This window comes from Taibaiella soli, assembly GCF_003236175.1.
In the GTDB taxonomy this organism is placed as follows: domain Bacteria; phylum Bacteroidota; class Bacteroidia; order Chitinophagales; family Chitinophagaceae; genus QKTW01.
This window is the reverse complement of sequence record NZ_QKTW01000015.1, coordinates 65,897-89,365: the sequence shown is the minus strand read 5'-3', so window position 1 is coordinate 89,365 and position 23,469 is coordinate 65,897. Positions and strand designations below refer to the sequence as shown.

Here is a 23,469-nt window from a genome sequence, read left to right as displayed (position 1 = left end):
GGTCAATAATGTAGATTAGTTGAGCTGCAGCTTTCGAAACTTTACAAATCAGCAACTTCACAATTCTTCAGCAACTGCTCGACAACGCTTAAATTTGCAAACAGTATGTCTTATTTCAAAAATGCGGGCAAGCCTTTCGTGATTGCTGGTCCGTGCAGTGCAGAAAGTCAGGAACAGATTCTGGAAACGGCCACTGCACTGAAAACAATGCAGATTCAACTTTTTAGAGCAGGCGTTTGGAAGCCCCGTACGCGTCCCGGGTCTTTTGAAGGAAACGGTGAACAGGCGCTGGAGTGGCTGCAAGAGGTGCAGGAACGGTACCAACTGCCAGTTGGCGTAGAAGTGGCGGAACCAGCTCATATTGAGCTGGCACTGAAATATGGTATATCTGTATTGTGGATCGGCGCACGTACAACGGTCAATCCATTTCAGGTGCAGAAACTGGCCGATGCATTGCGTGGTGTAAAAGTGCCCGTAATGGTAAAAAATCCGGTAAATCCGGACACTGATCTGTGGTTGGGTGGTATTGAAAGAATAGAACGTGCTGACGTGCAGGAAGTTGCTGCGATTCATCGTGGTTTTTCTTCTTATAAAGGTTCTTCTGCTTATAGAAATCAACCCAATTGGGCGATTCCCGTAGAATTAAAACGTCGTCGCCGTGACCTGGCAATTATCTGTGACCCAAGCCATATTACCGGTCGCCGGGATAAAGTGGCAGAAGTAGCACAAAAAGCTATGGACATGCATTTCGACGGATTGATGATTGAAACCCATCCAAATCCGGATGAAGCATGGAGCGATGCAGCGCAGCAAATCACCCCACAAGCTTTGCAAACATTATTGCTGGAACTAGTGATTCGTCAGCAGTACTCAGCAGATATGAATAAATCGGTAGAGCTGGAATATTTGCGTCAACTGATGGACAGTCTGGATGCAGAAGTAATCGATCTTTTGGCAAGGAGAATGGAACTCAGCGAGCGAATCGGGAGTGTAAAGAAGGATTGCAATATGACAGCGTATCAGCCAGATCGCTGGCGGGAGATTGTGGAAACACGTTCCGCACTCGCCCGTAAACATAATCTGCCAGAATCATTTATTGTAGCACTATATCAGAAAATTCACGATGAAAGCGTCAAGCGCCAGCTCGAAATATTGCAGTGAGCGGCACAACAATTAAAAAACTGATTATCTTTCCCCTTCTAAAAAAATCATTGCATTGGCACTAAAGCAGCACTCCGACGAGCAGGCTCGGTATGACCAACAGGTAGATAATTCACGATCTTATGTTTTGCCCTTTATCGAAAAGACGCATAAACTGGGAGCGGGAACGAACGTGATGGAAATTGGTACGGGTGAAGGCGGTGTTCTGTTGCCGTTTGCAGAGAAGGGCTGTTTTTGCGTAGGCGTTGATCTTGCCGCACATCGTATTGAAATCGCCAATCGTATACTGGCAAAAGAAGTGAGCGAAGGCAAGATGGCGTTCGTTTGCCAGAATGTTTACGATGAAGCCTTTCTGCAGCGTTTTGCCGGATTCTTCGATGTAATTATTCTAAAAGATGCAATCGAACACATTCCGGAGCAGGAACGTTTTATTCCTTATCTGAAAAAATTCCTGAAACCGGGCGGCCAGATTTTCTTTGGCTTTCCGCCGTGGTATATGCCTTTCGGTGGCCACCAGCAGATTGGTGCCAAAAAACTGACGAGCAAATTGCCCTATTACCATATTCTTCCAAAACCAATCTATAAGGGCATTCTTAAAATAGCTGGTGAACCGGAAGGTGTGATTAATGAACTGATGGATATCCATGATACACAGATCAGCATTGAGCGTTTTGAGCGGATTATAAAGGCGAGTGGTCTTAAGGTAATGAACAAGCAACATTATCTCATCAATCCGATTTACAAATACAAATTTGGTCTGCAACCGCGTGAACAATGGAAACCGATCACGTATTTGCCATACCTGAGAAATTTTTTGACGACTTGCGTTTATTATACAGTGCAAGCGTAGATTTAACAGCATTTCAAGCTTTCAGCGTAATAACGAAAAGCGTCCCAACCTAATCGTTGGGACGCTTTTTCATTCTATGATGCAGGATTGTCTTGTTTTTTTATTCGGTTTTACCCATGATAATGTTGCCAAATTTCATGGCGAAGTGTGAATTTAAAATACCAAATACAACGGAGAACCCACCAATCAAGATGAGCGAACCAGTAGTGCCCCAGAGATTAGAGATCAGGATCAGCGCTACCATTGTGCCTACCAGACAGTTTACGAAACGGCTGATCATGTTGGCCACGTTTACTCTGTTGGTGGTCAGCATAAAATATCCGTAGATAAACTGGAGAAACACAATAAATACGATACCGTAGCCCATCCATTGCACAAAATTATGAAGGTCGTGAATCAAAAAGATGAATAAAACGCCTGCGGCTAACTCTACAACACCTTCTATAAACAGCCACTGGTGGGAAATTTCCAGGTGTTTGTTGATTCCGGCATATGCAAATGTGAGTGCACTGGCAACAATGTTTACCAAACCAAATGAGACGATAATCGGAACGGGATCAGTAAGTGCCATGATTATTGCAGCCACACCCCACAAAATTTCAACCACACCTTTAATCAATAATAAATTGTTCTGTTTCGCCGGTACGTGAGACATCGCTTGTGTTGACATAACATAACAGATTTTATGGTTAGACAATAGAACTCTTCTACTTTGAAGGTTAATCGGTTAATTCGTTAATAGATTAATAAGCCGCGAATTATAATACGACTGATTTAACTGTTTGCCCAATTAACATGGTCAGTAAAAACGTTAATTCGTTGCGAATAAGACTACGACTGATTTAGCCATTTGCCTATTTAACTCTTTAACCAATTGCTAATAGTAATTTAATAATTATACCAACGCTGCGGTGTTAACGTATTTCTGAACGTTTTAGAAAGAATATTGCTGCCAGATCTGCCACGCGGCTTCTGCTTGTAAATGCAACATTTCCAATCCATTTTTGATGATTGCGCCCTGCTGTTTACCCAATGTTAAAAAAGCCGTTTCGGCGGGATTGTATACCAGATCGTAGAGCAGATGTTGCTGACTGAGCAGCTTATATGGGAAATCGGGGAATGAATGAACAGAAGGATAAGTGCCTAATGGAGTTGTGTTGATGATAATCATGTGTTCTGCCACGATTTGCGGGGAAATATTTCCATAACTGATGGCAGATGAGGATACCTGGCGAGAGACTTTCAGATAAGGGATATTTAGCTGGTCTAGCGCGTATGCAACAGCAAGCGAAGCGCCGCCTGTTCCCAGAATCAGTGCTTTTTGGTGCTGAGGCTGCAATAATGGTCGCAAGCTTTCGCGAAAACCGATGATATCTGTATTATGACCGGTTAATTTTCCTTCGGAGAAAGAAATACAATTGACGGCGCCGATTTGAGCCGCTTCTTTTGAAAGAGCATCTAAATAAGGAATGATGGCCTGTTTGTGCGGAATTGTAACATTCAGTCCTTTTAAATAAGGTTGCCGTTGTAACAAGCCAGGGAATTGCGTGATGTCTTCCAACGGAAAGTTTTGATATACCGCATTGATCGACCCGGCAGAAAATTTCTCTGAAAAATATCCTGCGGAAAACGAGTGTGTAAGCGGGTAGCCGATCAGTCCGTAAACATCCGTCATGAATAGAGCAAATGAACAAAGCCGGATAACATATATTATGCGATCCGGCTTTGAATTATTTTAAAAATTAATCATTGCTGCTGTTGATAACGATATCCTTTGGCTTTTTGTCGAGATACAGGTAGAATGTATCACCGCGCAGTCCTAGACGGGTAGCTTCCAGCGGCAACATGTCATTTGGTGCGATATTGCCGAGGTTTACGTTTGCTCCCAGCAGCTCCATAAAATAAACCTGTTGTGCTTTTTGCGGCGCTTCCCAGATGATTTTTTCTGCCGGAATCTGCGTCAGAATTTCCTGAACCAGACCTTCACGTACTTCTCCGGAGCCACGGTAGATACCTACGTTGCCTGCTTCGCGAGCTTCTGCAATTACGTAAGTAGAACCAGCTTCCAGTTCTGCGCGCATCAGTTCGATCCATTTGTACGGCGGCATGATATGCGTTGCATCTTTAGAGCCAACTTCAGAAAGTACAGTTACGTGTTTGGCTAAACGTTCTATATAGCCACATTTCTCTGCATGTGGAATGATAATAGAACCGTCTGAAACCTCTACATGTTCCAGGCCGTATTCTTTGATAACGTTCAGATAATCTTCAAACTGGTTGCGTACCAGAAAAGCTTCAAACAGAGTACCGCCGAAGTATACAGGAATATTATGCTCACGGTAGATTTCTATTTTCTCGCGAAGACGATTCGTTACAAATGCCGTTCCGAAACCCAGTTTCACGATATCAACGTATGGAGCCGCAACAGACAGAAAGTTACGTACTTCGTCAAGGCCCATGCCTTTATCCATCACCATGGTCAGGCCATGGGTTCTCGGTTTCTGTGTGCGCTCCGGCAAGTGATTGAGGGGAAAGTTCATGAATAATAATTTCAGTACCGGGGCAAAGGTAATGCAGAATGACCGTATGACGTATGTTAAGTGAATTGTAAACTATCCGGTGAAAATCAAACAGTTGTTGTTTTGTTATTATGTATTTCGGTTTTTTTTAGCCCTGAATCAGGGATTTTGCGACTTCTGAAAATTTTTGGACACAATGAATTGTCCCGTATCGGGTAGCGTTTCCCGGGAGGCATGTTTCCCGGCATTATTCTGAGTATATTCGCCGCATATTTTCTTTTAAAAAATGTTGAAGCGTAATGTTCCCGTACTGGGATTTATACTGGGTGCTTTATTTCCATTGATTGGTTCGCTGGTCGTTTTCCTGGTGTTAGGCCGGGGGCAGCAACTGGGCGATTTTTTCAATGGACTGTTTCATAATCATCAGACTTTTGCCAAAGTGATTGCATTGAGTCTGCTGGCGAATATTTTGCCCTTTATGTTGTACACCAACCGCAGGCTCGATCTCACAGCGCGTGGCATTTTTATTGCAACGATGCTGTATGTTCTCGTGTTCGTGCTGGTGAAATACATTTGGTAACGTCCCTAAAGGGGGGGCTTAGCGCGAGTCGTTAAAGAATGTGATGAATGTGGGTTAAGTGTATGGAATGTGTTTGAACGTGTTGTTTTGACTTTTGACTTTTCAATTTAAAAGATGCGTTATTATATTATAGCAGGAGAAGCAAGTGGTGATTTGCATGGCAGCAATCTGATAAAAGCATTGCATGAAAAAGATGCTGTTGCGGATATCAGGTGTTGGGGCGGCGACCGTATGGAAGCTGCGGGAGCCACGCTGGTAAAGCACTATCGCGATCTGGCGTTTATGGGATTCGTGGAAGTGCTGATGCACCTGCGTACCATTTTCAGCAATATTGATTTCTGTAAAAAAGATATGCTCGCTTATAAACCAGACGTTCTGATTTTAATCGATTATCCGGGATTCAATATGCGCATTGCAGAATGGGCGAAGCAGCAGGGCATTCCCGTAGTGTATTATATTTCTCCGCAGGTTTGGGCATGGAAAGAGAATCGTGTAAAGAAGATCAAACGTGACGTGGATCTGATGCTGGTGATTTTGCCATTTGAAGTAGACTTCTATACCAAATGGGATTTTAAGGTGAGTTATGTTGGGCATCCGTTGATTCAAGTGGTGCAAGATGAGCAAGACAACGTGCCAGTGCAAAAGATATCCGACAAGCCAATCATTGCATTATTGCCTGGCAGCCGAAAGCAAGAGATAAAAGTGAAGCTGCCGGTGATGCTTACGGTAGTAAAACATTTTCCGCAATATCAGTTTGTGGTAGCGCAGGCACCTGCACAGCCAGATGAATTTTATAAAGAGATCATCGGTAATGAAAATGTAATGCTGGCAAAAGCACAGACGTATAATATACTGAAGCAGGCAAAAGCTGCATTGGTGACGAGCGGTACTGCAACGTTAGAAACTGCGTTGTTTGGTGTACCGCAGGTGGTGTGTTATAAAGGCAATCCGATTTCTTATATGCTGGCGAAAAAACTGATCAAGGTGAAGTATATCTCACTGGTCAATCTGATCATGGATAAACCGGTAGTTACAGAATTAATACAAGCGGATCTCAACGAGGAAAATCTGAAAAAAGAATTGCATCGTTTGCTGGATGGTGGTTCGTTTTTACAACAGCAATTGCAAGATTATAAAATACTCTGGCATAAACTGGGTGATTCAAATGCGTCGCAGGAAGCGGCAGAAGGAATAGTTTCTTTTATGCGTAAAAAATAAACAATAATTATAGTGTCAAATTCATCCGAAAGCCTTCACAATTCGTGAGGGCTTTTTGCATGTCCAGCATGCATTGAGCTTAATGTACACAATCAGTTAGTTATGCATTTTGTCCTTGGGGTTTAAATACTAAGCTGTTGTTAATCGAATTTTATGCTTGTTTTAACAAAATAAATGTCATTAATTAGCATTAGTAAATAAAATGAACGTCTGGCTGCAACCGGACAAAAGAACCAGAGAGAATGTTACGAAGAATTTTTATCGAACAGAATTAGTTTGTTGTCCAACCAAATCACTTGTAGACGGGCATTTCACAGCATAATGTGTGTTACCGCATGAAACTGTACCGTGCAAAAAATTTCCACTGATTAAACCTTCTGCCTGCAAAAAATATTTTGCGCGCGGAGTAACTTCTAAGTAGTTCCCTTTCCCGACTTATAATACCTAAACAAAGTACATCCAAAGCAATCGTGCGTTGTGGCGAAGCTGTATCTGCTTCTCTAAACGGGATTCGTAAGGTGGCTCAGGAATGAGCAACAACTAACCGTCGTCGGTCTGAAAAAAACAGCGCGAAAACGGAGTGGGGGATTTTTGTGCCTACCGCAAAAAAATAATTGAAAAAAAAGCTACCGGCTTCTGCTGAAAAAACAGCGGAAAACCGGACTGGGAAAGGTTTGTCCATTACTCAAATATAAAAATTCACCAAAACTAGTATACGCATGGTTATGAAATCTACATTCAATTTTCTGGCGGTATTGCTCATCGCAATCTTTTGCGGCCAACAGGTGCGGGCACAATTATCAGGTACGATTACAGTGCCGAGTGCCACTTATCCAACGCTCGATTCTGTAATCAGAACGCTGAATCTGCAAGGCGTAGGCGTTGGCGGCGCCACGATCAATCTAACTGCGGGTAACCCACAAACCGCTCCTGTTGGCGGTTACGTGTTAGGGAGCACAGTACTCAATGCAAGCCTTTTGGCGAGCAAACCACTTATCATTAATGGTAATAGCAACACTGTAACGGCTTTCACGGGAACTGGCAGTACTGATGGTATGTTTTACATTGCAGGTGCAGATTTTGTTACGATCAACGCATTGAACCTCTCGGAAGCTACAGCAAACACGACCACTACGACACAGATGGAATGGGGCTATTCACTCGTGAAACTAAATGCTGCCGCACCTTTCGATGGTTGTCAGAATGTGACTATTTCTGGTTGTACGATTTCATTAAACTCAGGTAATACATCGATTGGTATTCGCGGTGCGCATACACAAGCAGCGAGCAGTGGTACGCTGGCTACTACTGGTGCTGTTGCAGCAGATGCCAATAGCAAAAACTTTTTCGCCGGTAATACTATTTCCAATTGTAATACCGCTATAAGCCTTACTGGTATTGCGTCTTCAGGTGTGTGCGATGTAAACAATATAATCGGTAATCCTGGTCAGAGTAATACAATTACAATCGGTGGCAGTTCGTCGACAGCATATGGTATCCGCACGGCAAACGATAGTGTAGTGACGATTCAGAACAATAATTTTTCTGTAGCATCTGCACAGAGTACGACTACTTACATGATCTATCCCGGCGTTGGTAAAGGAGATTTGAATATCCAGAATAACGGCTTTAATGTAAACGCATCAATGACCACAACACATTTGTATGTGCTGTATAATTACAACTCTTCAAACGGTGGTCACCAAGATGCGAATGCCGTTTTCCGCTTTAATAAAAATACAATCTCCGGGGCCAATGCTGCGGCTACTTCCGGCTATCTGTACGGCATGTATAATTACTATTCTACTTTCTATGCAGATTCCATTACAAACAACGTAGTGACGAACGTCAACTGGGGCACCAGTTCCAGTAGTTCATACCTCTATATGTTTTATAACTATTACGGAAGTACACCTTATGTATACGTGAAAGGCAATGTGGTAAGCAACATTACAAAAACGAGCACAGGCAGCAGCGGGTATATCTATGCGTATTATATCTACAATTATCCAGCTACAACGGGTACGCTTACGTTTACCAATAACTTGCTGCAGAACGTAACGACCAACTACTATGTTTATGGTATGTACACTTCTGCAGGCTACACTTCGTCGCCAGCTGTGGGTGTGGGACAAGCGTATGTCAATAAGAACAACAAAATTGACCAGGTAGTAATTACACAATCCGGCTATCTCTACGGACATTATGCTACCAATGGTTCTGCCGGTGCAGATATCGCTTTCGATACCATTACTAATTGTCGTACGAACACAGGCGGCATTTATGCGATTTACAAAAACACAGCTGCTGGCGATGTGCATGATAATTATGTAGCGAATGATACCACGGCCACCAGTACTATTTACGGCATTTATCACACCAACGGTGTCAATACAAATATTTACAACAACAGGGTTTCCGGACTTACTGTAGCAGGCGCCAGTGGCAATTTGTATGGTTTGTATTATTCTTCGGGAACCACCAATGGTAATGTGTACAACAATCAGATTGCCGATTTTAAAACACCTATTTACAGCGGCAGCAGCATTTATGGAATGTATTTGTCGACCGCGATTCAATACAATATTTATCACAACACTATTCGTTTCAATCATACTTCTACAGGGGCTAATCTGGGCACAGCAGGTATATACTACAGCTCATCCGCAACAGGTTTGGATTTGAGAAATAATATCATCAATGTGAATGTAGTGCCGGCAGGTACAGGTGTTGTAACTGCGCTGGTGCGCAGCGCCGGTACTGCAGGAGTCGTTCCGGCCAACTATGCGACAACCAGCAACGGCAATATTTTTTACGTGCCAAATATTACCAACGCATTCATCTATGCAGAGAACTATGCAACACCTGTGGTGAATTCATACAGTCTCACAAGTGATGCTTCATTTAATACAGCTTGTGGTTTATACAAAACATTTATGGCACCGCGTGAAAGCGCTTCTTTCCTGGAAAATAATCTGACACAAACAAATGGATTGTATGCGCCAACAGGTACCTCATTTGCAAAGTCAAACGGTGTTGCGACAAGTTCACCAGTGGTAACGGTCGATATTAATGGTGTTACACGTCCGGCAAATCCTGATTGTGGTGCGCTTCAGTTTACAGCTGCCGGGTTAGATGCAGCTCCGCCGGTGATAGTATACAATGCGCTTCCGGGTACAACCTACTGTACCAGTGCCCCATCGCTTACAGCAACAATTACCGATGCAAGTGGTGTAAACGCGACGACAAATGCACCGCGGTTGTACTATAAAAGAAAAGTAGAACTGGACAGCTTTGGTACTTATCCATCAGCGAATATTGCAGCATTCAACGGCTGGAAATATGTAACAGCAACCAATAGCGGCAGCTCGTTTACTTTCGCGATCGATTACACCAAACTAACATCGGCACCTGCTGTGGGTGATACTATCCTGTATTTTATAGTGGCACAAGACAATGCCGCAACCCCAAATGTGGGTAGCAGCAGCGTCTCTTATGCAACAGGTTATTGTCCGGGTACCGTTAATCTCGGTACTGCAGCTGGTCCGACATCGAACGCAGCGGTTAAAAATTATTTTACCGTGCTGGCGCAACCCGCTTTAGCAACGATCAGCCCTGCAACGTCAAGCATGTGTCAGGGATTGGGCGTAAAACTTACAGCCAATCCGGTTTCTGTTCCCGTGTCGGCTACTATCGGTACTGGCGTAACACAAAACACAAATATGACTTATCCTGCGCCATATGGCAACTGGTATACTGGCGCAAGACATCAGATGTTGATCCTCGCTTCTGAATTGCAGGCAATGGGCTTATCTGCCGGTAACCTTACATCATTATCATTTTCTGTAGCTACGCCTTATGGTAGTTATACCAATTTTGCCATCAGTCTCGGCAATACGACACAGACCGCAATGACCACAACGTTCCTTACAGGTCTCACACAAGTCTACAGTGCAGCTACTTATACGCCAGTTGCAGGTTGGAATGCACATACATTTACCACTCCGTTTTATTGGGATGGCGTGTCTAATCTTGTCGTCGAAACTGCGTTCAGTAACTGTCTTTCTTGCGGTAGCGGTAATATTTGTAATAGTACAAACTATACAAACAATGCTGTGATGAATCAGTCAGTGACACCATTTGTGTCTACTGCGTATTATTATTCAGATGGCTCGTCTTGTATGATTGCGACTATTACAACGGCTTCCAGCACCATTGCACAACGTCCGAATATGATGCTTTCCGGCAATAAGAAAATGGCGATAAACTGGACTCCGTATACTAATCTTTATAAGGATTCACTGATGACGCAGGCAATGGGCGCAGCAGATACGAATACTATTGTGTATGCGAAACCGGCAACTACAACGAACTATGCTACAGTAAACGTATTCAACGGTTGTAGCTCTTCTGCATCATCTACACCGGCTGTAGTAAATATTATTCCGGCACCGTCTACAGTAACAACACCAGCTGGCTCGGCTAGTTTCTGCGGTGGCAGCAACACCACAATTGCCGGTCCTACAGGTACGGGTCTTAGTTACCAATGGATGCAGGGCAGTACTGCGATCAGCGGAGCCACAGCCTCTTCTTATACTACAGGTTCTGTTGGTACTTATGCTTTGAAAGTTACCAATACTAGCACTGGTTGTAGTGCTACATCATCCGCTGTCAATGTGATCAATACACCGGCCCCTCTAGCCTCAGCTACTGCGTCCGGATCAACAACGGTATGCGGCGGCGGTATTGTGACATTAAATGCCAATGCCGGCACTGGTCTTTCTTATCAATGGATGAAAAGCGGCGCTGTGGTAACTGGTGCAACGGGTTCTTCTTATGGAGCAACAGCGACCGGCAACTACGCAGTAATTGTTTCTGCCGCGGCTAATTGCTCCACTACTTCTACTGCGGTGCCAGTTACGGTAAATGTGATCAACACAACAGTAACGGCATCCGGTGCAACTACATTCTGTACTGGTGGTAATGTATTGCTGAGTGTGCCAACTGCTGCCAGTCAGACTTATCAATGGATGCAAGGTGGTACCAATATCTCTGGCGCGACTGGTGCGACTTATGCCGCTTCTGCAACAGGTAACTACACCGTTCAGGTCAATAATGCTACTACAGGTTGTATGGCGACTTCTACACCGGCTGTCTCCGTAACAGTTGGTTCTGGTCCGGCTTCAGCATTTACCCCGACAGGCACCATTGGTATTTGTTCTGGTAACAGCACTACGCTTTCCACCACAGCTGCTTCAGGAGTTTCTTATCAATGGCAGTTAAACGGTAGTCCGATCGCGGGCGCAACAAACATCACTTACGTAGCGAATACTTCTGGTAATTACACATTGGTTGCGAGTATAAGTCCAACTTGCCAGACGACATCAACAGCAACCAGTCTTGTGGTAAATCCATTGCCGGCAGTAACTACAACTCCATCCGGTAATGCCGGGGTTTGTCAGGGTAGCAGCATTGCGCTGAATGTTCCAAGTGGTAATGGATTTACTTATCAATGGAAACAAGGCGGTACCAATATCGTTGGTGCGACCAACAGTACTTACAATGCGTCCGTTGCGGGTAACTACACCGTTGCTGTTGCAAATACACAAACCACCTGCGCTGCAACTTCATCAAACATTGTACTGTCAGTAAATTCCTTGCCTGCTGCTTCCGCAACAAATACAAGCGCGCTTACAGTTTGCCAGGGAGATTCGGTAGGAATGGCGGCCAATACAGGTACAGGGTTTAGTTATCAATGGCAGAAAAATGGCAATAATATTGCAGCGGCAAATAATTCAGCGTTTTTAGCCTACCAGAGTGGTAACTATACAGTGGTGGTTACAAACGCCAATAACTGTTCTGTGACTTCGCAGCCCATTGCCGTAACCGTGAATCCATTGCCGATGAGTGTTATTTCTTACACAAGCCCGGTTATCTTCTGTGAAGGTGGTGCCGTAGTATTTACTTCTGCTGACACAAGCACTAATCTGAGTTATCAATGGAATAGGAACGGTGTGCCTGTTTATGGAGCAAATGCGTACAGCGATATTGTTTATCAAACGGGTATTTATTCAATCAAAGTGACAAACGGTTATGGATGTTCTGCGACTTCGCAACCTGTTTCCGTAACAGTAAATGCATTGCCTTCGCCGGTGATTACGCATAATGGCGACGGCTCGTTTACGACCAATCCAGGTTTTGCTACTTATCAATGGTATTTCGATGGCCAGGCAATTACCGGTGCAACAACCGACAGTGTGATGCCGGTTCAAAATGGTCTGTATTGGGTGGCTGTGAGTGATGGTAATGGGTGTATCAATACTTCGCCGCAGATGTTTATGAATAATGTTGGTGTCGTTTCAGTTATGACAAGCGGAGATGATATCAGATTATTCCCTAACCCGACGCAGCAATTTGTAAACATCGATGCTCCGGTAAAAGTAGATGTGATGGTTCGCGATTTGCAGGGAAGAATGGTGATGATTCAGAAAGAGGCAAAACGGGTTGACGTATCTCCGTTGGCAAATGGAGTATATATGTTCATGATTTTAGATCAAAACGGCATGCTGCTAAAAGCCGAGAAGGTATTCAAGTCAGAATAATATAATTTATATATCTGTATTTGTTTAAAATGGGGAAGATTGCTTCCCCATTTTTTAGGCCTTATTATATGACAAAAGATTTTTTCAGATAGTTTGTTGGATAAAATGTCAATTTAAAATCGAAAAATTTCTATTTTGGGTTGGATTAATTTATTGTGAAAAGAATATAAAATCATCATTACCCAAACGATAGCAAAATTTTAACTGTCTTATTATCTGCAATAGCTATAAATAATAACTTTATACATACATAGCAAAACAAAAAAATAACAGCGATCTATGATAAAATAAGAGTGAAGCTTGCCCCCTGATAAAATCCTTGACCCGCGCTAATAGCGCTCTTTGTTCCCAATTTAACCGACCAACGGTATTCATTTTCCCTTTTTTCTCTTTATTAATCTAACTTGAATAAATGTAATATGTGCAAAAAAATTACATTCCTTCTATGCTTTCTGTTTGCGTTCTCGTGGGCGCGGGCGGGATATAACAACGTAGTAGTGACGGGCTTTAACGACGACGTTGTCGCTAACGGTATTGGTGCCGCGACTGCATCGACGACTGCGGATGTGGACGGTACCGGTACGGGCTACGTTTTCGTGACTCCGGACTTTCAGCAAACGTCGTCCGCGACATTACCGACACAATTTTTACCCGCCAATGGCCAGATTGCGAGTATCAGTACGCCTGGTATGACTTATCAGCTGGCGAGTTACAGCAGTAATAATGCATTGAGATTGCCGTCCACACACGCGACGGACTCTTTGGTGTTTGGTACTGCTCAAGCGGCCGGCGAAGTTTATTTGCTGGTATGCTCTGGTAACGGAGCATCCACTTGTGATGTTACCGTAAATTTTACAGATGGAACAACGCAGCTTTTCGCTGCGCAGAGTGTTACAGATTGGTATAACGGTACGCCTTACGCGATTAATTCCATAGGCCGTGCACTTAGAAGTAGCGGTGCTCTGGATGCTACAGCTACTAATGGCCCTCGTCTTTACGATCTTAAGTTGACCATTTCCTCATCGAATTATTCCAAGACAATCAGAAGCATCAAAGTGAGTAGAAACACTTCTTCTTCTGGGGTACCGCATGTAATGGCGGTTGGTATTAATACACTTTGTAGCGGTTCTGCTGTTGGTGGTACTGCGGCTTTGGTAGGCGGAGGTTCTTCTGTGTGTCCTGGTCTGGATCTCAGTCTTACTTTATCAGGTAACTCTACAGGTGTAGGAACTACATTTCAATGGCAATCTAATTCAGGTTCTGGCTGGACAAATATTTCCGGCGCAACAACCAATCCATATACACTGACTGGCGGTATCGCGGTTGCCACGCAATTCCGTGCTTACGTTTCTTGTCAGGGTGCAAATGCGGATACTTCTGCAATTAAATCGGTTACGCTTAATCCTGCAAATCAATGTTACTGTGTTCCTGGTACTACGAGTTGTAACTCGAGTGACGTAATTACAAACGTAACATTAGGCACACTCAATAATACTACTACTTGTAGCACCAACGGATACGGTGATTATACGACGTTGCCTGTGGTCGCTCTGACTCAGGGACAATCTTATCCAATGTCTGTAACAGTAGGTCCAGGTGGTACAGAATATGTTTCTGTGTGGATCGACTATAACCAAAATGGTGTCTTCGATGCGAGTGAATACTTTTTCCTGGGTTCCGCTAATGGTGCCGTGGTTAACGGAACATTGGCTATTCCTGCTTCTGCATATCCGGGCAACACCCGTATGCGCGTGAGAGTGAGATATAACCAGCAACTCGCTACAACAGAAGCCTGTGTCGCTTATACTTATGGCGAAGCTGAAGACTATATGGTAAACATTCTCCCGCTTCCGGCTTGTGCGACTCCAACGGCTCAGGCAACAGGGCTGGTGCTTACTCCTGGTCCTTCAACCGTGAGCGGATCATTTACCGCAGCATCTCCGGCAGTGGATAAATATCTTGTTATCAGAACAAATGGTACCGCGGCATTGACAGCTACGCCAACTAGTACTTATGCTTACGCTTTGGGTGCTATAATTGGTAACGGTACTGTTGTATCGTATGGTGCTACTACAACCTTTACAGACGCAGGACTTAATTTGAATACACAGTATTCCTATTATGTTTTTGCTGCAAATAATACTGCAACTTGTGGCCCTACTTACTTGACTACAGCTCCATTGACAGCTGTAACAACCACTACAGGTCCGAATTCTTATGTCTGGAATGCGACTACAGGTTCTGCAGATTGGACTGTTGCTGCAAGCTGGACACCTGCACGCACCCTTCCGGATGCAACGGATATCCTGCAGTTTACCAATGGTGGTTCTTCTACTGCAACAAACATCCCAACGCAAACGGTTCGTCAAATCGCGTTTGGAAATAATACCACTACGAATTTTCAGGCGGGTACTGCAGCGGCTACACTTACACTTGCTTCCGACAATGATCCTACAACAAATGAGTTGAATATCGGAGCAGGTTCTTCATTGGTAAGCAACGGCGCTACTTCAGCTCTCACGTTGGTATTTAGCGGTACTGGAGGCTTAGGTAAAATCGCTGGTAATCTGGAAATGGTTCACACCAGTTCAGTTGCTAATAAAGTTGATTTTACTGGTGCCATTGATACAGTAACATCTACTGGTACTTTGGCGGCAGGTGGTGCAGGTACTACAAGTGCGTATACCAGCTCGGCTACCAATCTCGTGGTGATGGGTACTTTTAATCACAAGTACACAACTGGTAACGGTGGTGCGGTGCCTACTGCTACATACGGAATTGGTTCTAACGTACTCATTTCTGGTTATACTACAGCGGGCGGTGGTCCGGGTGGTGGTCTGGGTCAGACGTTCTATAACTTTACGATGAACTGTCCGAACCTCGCCAACGCCAGTCAATGGTCAGGTACTATTCCGACAAACGTTACCAATAACTTCAATGTTATTTCTACCAACAATAATATCTGGCAATTTGCCACTACTACTGCTTATACGATGAATATTAACAATTTCATCCAAACTGGTGGTATTATTGATTTGGGAACTACTTCAGGAGCGAAGATTATGAACGTTTCGGGTACGTTTAATCAGACTGCTGGTCTTATTAAATATACAGGTTCAAGCACTGCTACCCTCAATTTCAATGGTACTACCGCAGCGCAGAACGTGAATTTCTTAGACTCTGCGATTGTGGGTACGGTGGTTTACCAGGTGACCAACCCTGCAGGTATTACTTTGACGGGTAGCGGTAACTTCACAACGAACAATGCGTTCAAGATTAATTCTGGTGGTGGTGTTCGTATAACTTCCGTTGCAGCGAATCCGATCAACACAACACTTGTGCTGACATACGCGGCAACCAATACAACACTTACTTATGATGCACCGGGTGCTACTACGACTACTGCAAACGTTTGGCCTACAACTAATGGTCCGCTGAATGTAACGCAGAATATGTCTGGCGCAGCCCCTGCAAATATTTTGAATCTCGGCGCAAACCGTACAATCGCAAATACCGGTATATTGACGCTGACCAATGGTGTATTGGTTTTAGGTAGCAATAATCTCTCAATGGCCAGCGGAAGTACTTTAACAGTATCTTCTCCGAGTGCAACAAAAATGATTGCTGCAGACGGAACTGGTCAGCTGATCAGAAATATGGGCACTACAGCTGCTACTTATCTCTATCCGATCGGTGATTTGACAAATGGTGCAGATTATTCTCCGGTGAGCATTTCAATTGTTACTAATGCTGCGCCGCGTAATGTTGGTGCACGTGTTGTAGATGCTCAGAATCCGAATGATCTTTCTACTACTAATTATCTGACTCGTTACTGGGTAATGACGGATGATAGTGTGAATACTACCAACGCTTATACTTACAATGGAAACTTCAGTTATCCGAATACAGACATCGTAGGTACGGAAGCTAATATTCGCCTGAACAGATGGAATGGCACAGCATGGGCGCAAGTTCCAAGCAACGTTCCTTCGGGTTCTCTGGTAATTGTCGGCAATCAGTCTAATGCAAACTTTGCTTTGGGCAACGGACAATTCACGGGTCGCCCTGCAGTAACAACAACTAATATCTATACCTGGATTGGTAATACAACTTCCAGCACAGATTATCAGGTTCCTGCTAACTGGACACCGGCGCGTAATATTCCGGACATCACAGACGTACTGCAATTCAACGACGGTCTGATAGATACGGTAAAAAATATACCTACTCAGACAGTTGGACGTCTTGTATTTGCTAATAATACTACGGCTGCATTCCTGGCTCCTTCAACTGCAACGCTGACATTACAGTCAGACAACAATGCTGCGACAAACGAGCTGGATATTGCTGCTGGTTCTTCTTTAGTCAATAACAGTACTGCTGCTGCATTGACACTTGCATTTAGCGGTACAGGTGGTACAGGTAAAATTGCCGGTATACTGCATGTAAATAATGGTACACCATCTAATGCTGTTAACTTCTCAAACGCAATTGACACCGTAACTGCTACAGGTACACTTTCTGCAGGTGGTACAGGTACTGCAGGAGCATTCACAAGTACAGCCGCAAACCTGGTGATTAATGGTACTTATGAACACAAGTACACAACAACAACCGGTGGCGCAATTCCTACGGCAACATGGGGTGTAGGATCTAACGCGTTGATTTCAGGATTTACTACAACAACCGGCGGACCTAACGGTGGCCTCGGTCAGACATTCTATAATTTCACGTATAACTGTCCGAATCAGACTGCTAACAGTCAGTGGTCAGGAACAGTTCCTGCAACTGTTCTCGGGACGTTGTCTGTAGTATCAACAGGTACGACTGGTACTTGGTCAATGGGTAACACCAGCAACACTGTTACCATTGTTACGAATAATTTCTCACAATCAGGTGGTACCGTAGACCTTACGGGTACTGGTGCGAAATCGATCAGCGTAGGCGGAACGTATAATCAGACCGGTGGTTTATTGAAATCTTCAGGTGCCGGTGTGGTAACGCTGAATTTTAATGGTACAACCGCTGCACAGAATGTAACTTTCCTTGATTCTGCAATCGTTGGCCCAGTTGTTTATCAAGTAACCAATTCAGCAGGTATTACCCTGATAGGTACTGGTAATTTCACTACAAACAATGCATTTAAGATCAACTCAAGTGGTGGCGTGCGTATCAGCACAGGCGCTACAGCTCCGATTACCACAACACTGGTATTGACTTATGCTGCTACAGGTACTACGCTGACTTATGACGCTACTCCTGCTGTAACATCTACGGCAACTGTTTGGCCTGCTACAAACGGTCCATTGAATGTAACTGTCAACGACGCAAATGGTATCACTGTTCCATTTAGCCGTACAATCGGTGGAACACTGACCATGACTGCCGGTGATATTGACATTTCTACAAACACACTCACATTGGGTACAGCTGCTGCTACTCCGGGTGCACTGACTTATACAGCGGGTGGTATCCGTGTAACATCGGGTTCACTCATCCGTTGGTACGGTACGACAAGCTTGCCGACATCTGCCGGTACTGCTGTAGGTTTCTATCCACTGAGCTATGGTGGTGTAAACCGCAACGTAGCGATTTCCTTCAGTGCTGCAACTGCACTTTCTACAGGTGGTACAATCGGCGTTGGTCATACCAATGTGAACGGTCTCTTTACGCTGACTCCTGCAGTTTCAGATGCAAGTGCATCACCAACGTACAACATCAATAAACGTACAAGCTCAAGCTGGGCATTTACCACAGGTAACGGTATCGCAGCTTCAGGTACATTGAACGTGAAGTTGACGGGTACAGGTTTATTCAACCTTTCTATTCCTAGCAGTTCTGCTAACCTCCGCGTAATGCAGGCAGCTGCAGTAGCAGGTACGCATGCTGCGGGTTCTGGTTTCAGTGCATTCCGTACAGGTCTTGCAATTGCTGATCTTGCCAACCCATACTACATCGGTGCTGCAGATACAAACATTGCTGACGGCTACATCGCAATTGCAACTGGTAACTGGAGCACACCAGCTACATGGCTGAATAATAACGTTCCGGGCATCACAAATGATGCAACCATCAACCCTGGCGTGCAAGTAACAGTAGATGCTGCTACCAACGCTGCAAAATCTTTGACGATTCTTGCAACGGGTACTTTGATGGTGAATAATGCAGCGAATACAGTTACAATTGATAGCGTACTGGTAAATAGTGGTGCAGTAGCTGCACTGAATGGTACTGTTAAAGTAAATGGTAATTCCGGAGCTTCAGGTATCACGAATAACCTTGGTGCTTCCTTCAACGTAGTTGGCGGAACTGTAACACTCGGTCCTACCGGCGGTGGTAATAAGCCATTTACCAATAATGGTCAATTGATTGTTGCCAACGGTACATTGAACATCAATGGTAACTATGTTGCAAACACAGGATCTTCTACCAACCAGTCTGGTGGTGCTATCAACGTAGATGGTAACGCTGGTGGTAATCCTACGAACAGCGTTGCAGCAAGCACGCCGATCGTAAACCTGCTTTCGCCAACACTGAGCTTTACAGGTGGTACTTTCACTGTAGTGGATCCGCATCCTGCGAGCACAGGTACGAATACTTTTGTGTACAACAATGCTACGACGGTAGCAGCGCTTAATACACACACTTTCCGTTTCGGTAATGGTACATCTTTAGATACTGCTACTAACACTTCTTACCTTTTCAGTGTCAATCCGAACATCGGTTCCGGTAAGCTGGTATTCAACAATGTTGAAATCAATTCTGGTACAGGTACAAACCGCGCCGTTGTAGGCGGCGGCACATTTGGGGTAATGGGTAATTTTGTTGTAAATAACGGTGGTGAGTTCCGTATTAATAGCGGTATCACGCTGTACCTGAACGGAAACCTGACGGTTAATACCGGTGGTATCTTTACGACCAATACTTTAGCTTCCGCAGGTAACACAGTTTACTTCGGTAACTATTCTACAGGTACGGTACAGCCTGCTACTGCTCCGCAAACAGTAAGTGGCGGTGGCTGGTTCAGAAACATGAATTCTGCCACGCCTACTGCAAACTTCCATAGCATTACAGTAAGTAACTCGAACATGGTCACTTTCAACATGACCAACGACAGTGCATCTTACACTGGTACGGTAACATTCGTAGCTGGCGCAACTGGTCCTTCAAGAATTAAAATGCCGGGTGTAAGCAGACTGATTGAAAATGGAGGTTCTCTTCCTAGTGCAGGTCAATCGAATGGCTGGATCTGGGGTCGTCATCAGAAACAAGCTCCGTCAAGCAGCGCAATGAACCATACATTCTCTGTAGGTGACTCTTTGTATTATACTCCGGTAGTTGTTACAACGAGCTCTGCTCCTACAGCTGGTGGTGCAATGTGGGCTAAATCTACTCCTGGTGATCATCCGAATATCGCATCTTCTGCTATCAATGCTTCGAAGAGCATCAACCGTTACTACACGATTCAACCGGTTAATGGTTTGACGATCGCTGCAGGTACTGCTACGGCACAATGTACCTGGGTGGCTGCAGACGTTGATCCGGGAATCAATACTGCGAATATTCGTGGTGCTGTTTATGCTTCTGCTACATGGAATTATCCTCCGGCAAATACGCCAACAGCTACTTCTCAGACTGTAACTGGTCTGGCTCCGGTACTGGCTGGTGATTATCAGTTCGGTGAATTCTGTGCTCCTTTGAATATCACTACGCAACCGGCTGCTACTTCAGCATGTCTCGGTGGTCCTGCTACTTTCACTGTAGGTCTGAGCGCTGGTACAACTGGTGTGAATTATCAATGGCAGAAAGGCGGTACTAATATCAGTGGCGCAACTAATGCGACTTACACCATCCCTGCTGTAATCGCAACTGATGCGGGTAACTATACGGTAATCCTGACCAGCTCTTGTAGCGCGGCAGCTCCGGTTACTTCTGCAATCGCTGCTTTGACAATTAATACGCCTGCTTCTATCACAACGCAACCAACTGCTCAAACAGCTTGTAACGGTAGCCCTGCTACATTCACGGTTGTAGCGGCTGGTACAGGTGTTACTTACCAATGGCTGAAAAACGGTACTGCAATTACAGGTGCAACCAATGCCACTTACACAATCGCCGCTGTTTCTTCAGCAGATGTAGCTAACTACAGTGTAACAGTAATCGGCGCTGCTCCTTGTGGTAACATTACTTCAAGTGCTGTGGGACTGACTGTAAGTCCATTGCCGCTCACAATCGTGGCTGCTGGTTCTACAACGTTCTGTGCTGGTGGTTCAGTAATACTGAAAGCATCTTCTACTGCAGGTTTGACTTACCAATGGAAATTGGGTGGTACAAACATCGGTGGTGCTACAGATTCTACTTACACTGCTACTCAATTCGGTAACTATACTGCTCAGATCACAAACACTGCTAACAGCTGTACAAACGTGTCTAACACTATTGCTGTTGTCAATGGTGCTCCTGCGTCTTCAATTACACCAAGTGGTGCAGTTGCAATATGTACAGGTGACAGCACAGTGTTGAGCGGTCCAACTCCTGGTGGCGTAACGTATCAATGGAAATTAGGTGGTAGCGCAATTATTGGTGCAACTAATGCTACTTACAAAGCGGGTGCAGCTGGTATTTATACCTTAGATGTTGCAACGGGTCCAGCTTGCGTTGGAACCTCTACACCTACTACAATTTCACTCACGCCATTACCTACAGTAACCGTAACGCCTGCAACGGCAACTACGTTCTGTGCTGGTGGTACCGTAGTGATCAACTCTACAGCAACTGGTGTTAACTACCAATGGCAAAACAACGGTACTGCAATTACGGGTGCTACCAATGCTACTTATTCTGCAACAGCAACAGGTTCTTACACATTGATGGTAACCAGCACGGCTACTACTTGTAAGAATACTTCTACACCTGCAGTTGCAGTAACAGTGAATCCTTTGCCTACAGCAACGATCGCTGCAGCTGGTGCAACTTCATTCTGTACCGGCGGTACTGTAAAACTGAGAACAACCAATGCTTCCGGTTTGACTTACCAATGGCTCAGAGGTGGTACCGCAGTCGCTGGTGCTACTGACAGTACTTACATTGCTTCAGTATCTGGTGCTTACACAGTGACCGTAACTAATACAGCTACTACATGTTCCGCTACTACAGCAACTGCTACAACGGTAACGGTAAATCCGCTGCCAAACGTAACGGTAACTGCTTCTGGTGGTACTACAATCTGTCAGGGTACAGCAACAAACCTTTGTGTTCCTTCAGCTACTGGCCTTACTTACCAATGGGCGCTGAATGGTCCGGCAATTACTGGTGCCACTACTGCTTGTTACAACGCAACAATCGCGGGTAGCTACATAGTGACTGTAACAAATACTGCTACTACATGTACTGCAACTTCTACTGCTTCGGTTATTACTGTAAATCCGGCACCAGTGGCTACGGCTACGGCGCTTGGTAACACAACCGTATGTCAGGGCGATACAGTTTGGTTAAACTCAAACGTTGTTTCTGGCCTTACTTATCAGTGGAACATCAATGGTAACCCAATTCCTGGCGCTACTACCACAGCTTACGGAGCAACATCAACTGGTTTGTTCACAGTGACTACTAACAATGGTAACTGTAGCACAACATCAACTGGTATCTCTGTAACTGTAAATGCGAAACCAACTTCTACTATCGCTTACACAACACCAATCACTTTCTGTGAAGGCGGTGCGGTAGTGCTGACTGGTATTTCCGGTGGCGGTATAGCAGGTGGCGTTACTTATCAATGGAATAACAATGCAGCACCTGTTCCTGGTGCAACTGACAACTATCTCATAGCTAACCAGACAGGTAACTATTCCGTACTGATCACCAACGCAGCAGGTTGCTCTGCTACTTCTGCTCAGGTGCTTGTAGTGGTAAATCCATTGCCACAACCGGTGATTACACAGTCTGGTAGCATACTTTCCACTGTTGGCTCTTATGCATCATACCAATGGTACTTTAATAGCCAGCCGATCAACGGCGCTACTTCTCAAAGCTATAATGTAACCCAGAACGGTGCATACTTTGTGAGAGTAACAGATGTGAATGGTTGTACGAATTACTCATCAGTAACATTCTTTAATAACGTAGGCGTGCCAAATGTTTCAGTGGCAGCTTCCGATATTAAGATCTATCCGAATCCGGCACATCAGATCGTAAACATCGATGCACCGGTAAAAGTGAACGTTATGATCCGTGACCTGCAAGGTCGTGTGATACTGACTCAGAAAGATGTAAAACGCGTTGATCTGGGTGATATCGCAAGCGGAGTATATATGATCATGGTACTTGATGAAGATGGACAACTCCTGAAAATGGAAAAACTGTTCAAATCAGAATAGGTTTTCCTGAAATAAAATCAAAAGCCGGATGCATTTGCATCCGGCTTTTTTATTGCACTATAATGACATCTCCATGTCTTATAAGATCAATCTGCTTTACAGGTGGAGTGAAAAAAAGCCTAAATGTGTCTTTTGTGGCATTTTTTGTGCAAGTCTAACGGCC

The 23,469-nt window shown here is 44.5% G+C and carries 9 protein-coding genes; 6 read left to right on the top strand and 3 right to left on the bottom strand.

Features of this window, described 5'->3' with window-relative positions; genetic code table 11:
• Positions 1-105 precede the first annotated feature (105 nt).
• Entirely contained in the window at positions 106-1,161 is a 1,056-nt protein-coding gene (locus DN068_RS09525) for a bifunctional 3-deoxy-7-phosphoheptulonate synthase/chorismate mutase type II (protein ID WP_110998682.1), read from the top strand.
• 55 nt (positions 1,162-1,216) lie between these two features.
• The gene (locus tag DN068_RS09520; protein WP_110998681.1) at positions 1,217-2,011 is read left to right on the top strand and encodes a class I SAM-dependent methyltransferase; all 795 of its coding nucleotides are present in this window, start codon (positions 1,217-1,219) and stop codon (positions 2,009-2,011) included.
• Positions 2,012-2,111: 100 nt separating this feature from the next.
• Here DN068_RS09520 and DN068_RS09515 read toward each other — a convergent pair whose 3' ends face one another.
• The 3 genes from DN068_RS09515 to DN068_RS09505 all read right to left on the bottom strand — a co-directional run bounded on the left by DN068_RS09515 (position 2,112) and on the right by DN068_RS09505 (position 4,551).
• Entirely contained in the window at positions 2,112-2,681 is a 570-nt protein-coding gene (locus tag DN068_RS09515) for a hypothetical protein (protein WP_110998680.1), read from the bottom strand.
• A 264-nt stretch (positions 2,682-2,945) separates the two neighbouring features.
• Positions 2,946-3,686 carry a shikimate dehydrogenase family protein gene (locus DN068_RS09510; RefSeq protein ID WP_110998679.1) on the bottom strand — a complete coding sequence of 247 codons (741 nt, stop codon included), beginning with the start codon at positions 3,684-3,686 and terminating at the stop codon, positions 2,946-2,948.
• Between the two features lie 67 nt (positions 3,687-3,753).
• On the bottom strand, positions 3,754-4,551 hold the full coding sequence (locus tag DN068_RS09505) for a phosphosulfolactate synthase (RefSeq protein ID WP_110998678.1): 798 nt from the start codon (positions 4,549-4,551) through the stop codon (positions 3,754-3,756).
• A 265-nt stretch (positions 4,552-4,816) separates the two neighbouring features.
• Here DN068_RS09505 and DN068_RS09500 point away from each other — a divergent pair, with 265 nt between their 5' ends.
• The 4 genes from DN068_RS09500 (at position 4,817) to DN068_RS09485 (ending at position 23,306) form a co-directional block, all read left to right on the top strand.
• Positions 4,817-5,110 (top strand): hypothetical protein, encoded by a 294-nt coding sequence (locus DN068_RS09500; protein ID WP_110998677.1) that lies wholly within the window; start codon positions 4,817-4,819, stop codon positions 5,108-5,110.
• 114 nt (positions 5,111-5,224) lie between these two features.
• Positions 5,225-6,328, top strand: coding sequence for a lipid-A-disaccharide synthase (lpxB, locus tag DN068_RS09495; RefSeq protein WP_110998676.1), 1,104 nt, complete (start codon positions 5,225-5,227; stop codon positions 6,326-6,328).
• 725 nt (positions 6,329-7,053) lie between these two features.
• Complete coding sequence (locus DN068_RS09490; RefSeq protein WP_123985297.1) at positions 7,054-12,930, top strand: T9SS type A sorting domain-containing protein; 5,877 nt, start codon at positions 7,054-7,056, stop codon at positions 12,928-12,930.
• Positions 12,931-13,349: 419 nt separating this feature from the next.
• Positions 13,350-23,306 carry a GEVED domain-containing protein gene (locus DN068_RS09485; RefSeq protein WP_110998674.1) on the top strand — a complete coding sequence of 3,319 codons (9,957 nt, stop codon included), beginning with the start codon at positions 13,350-13,352 and terminating at the stop codon, positions 23,304-23,306.
• Positions 23,307-23,469: the final 163 nt, after the last annotated feature.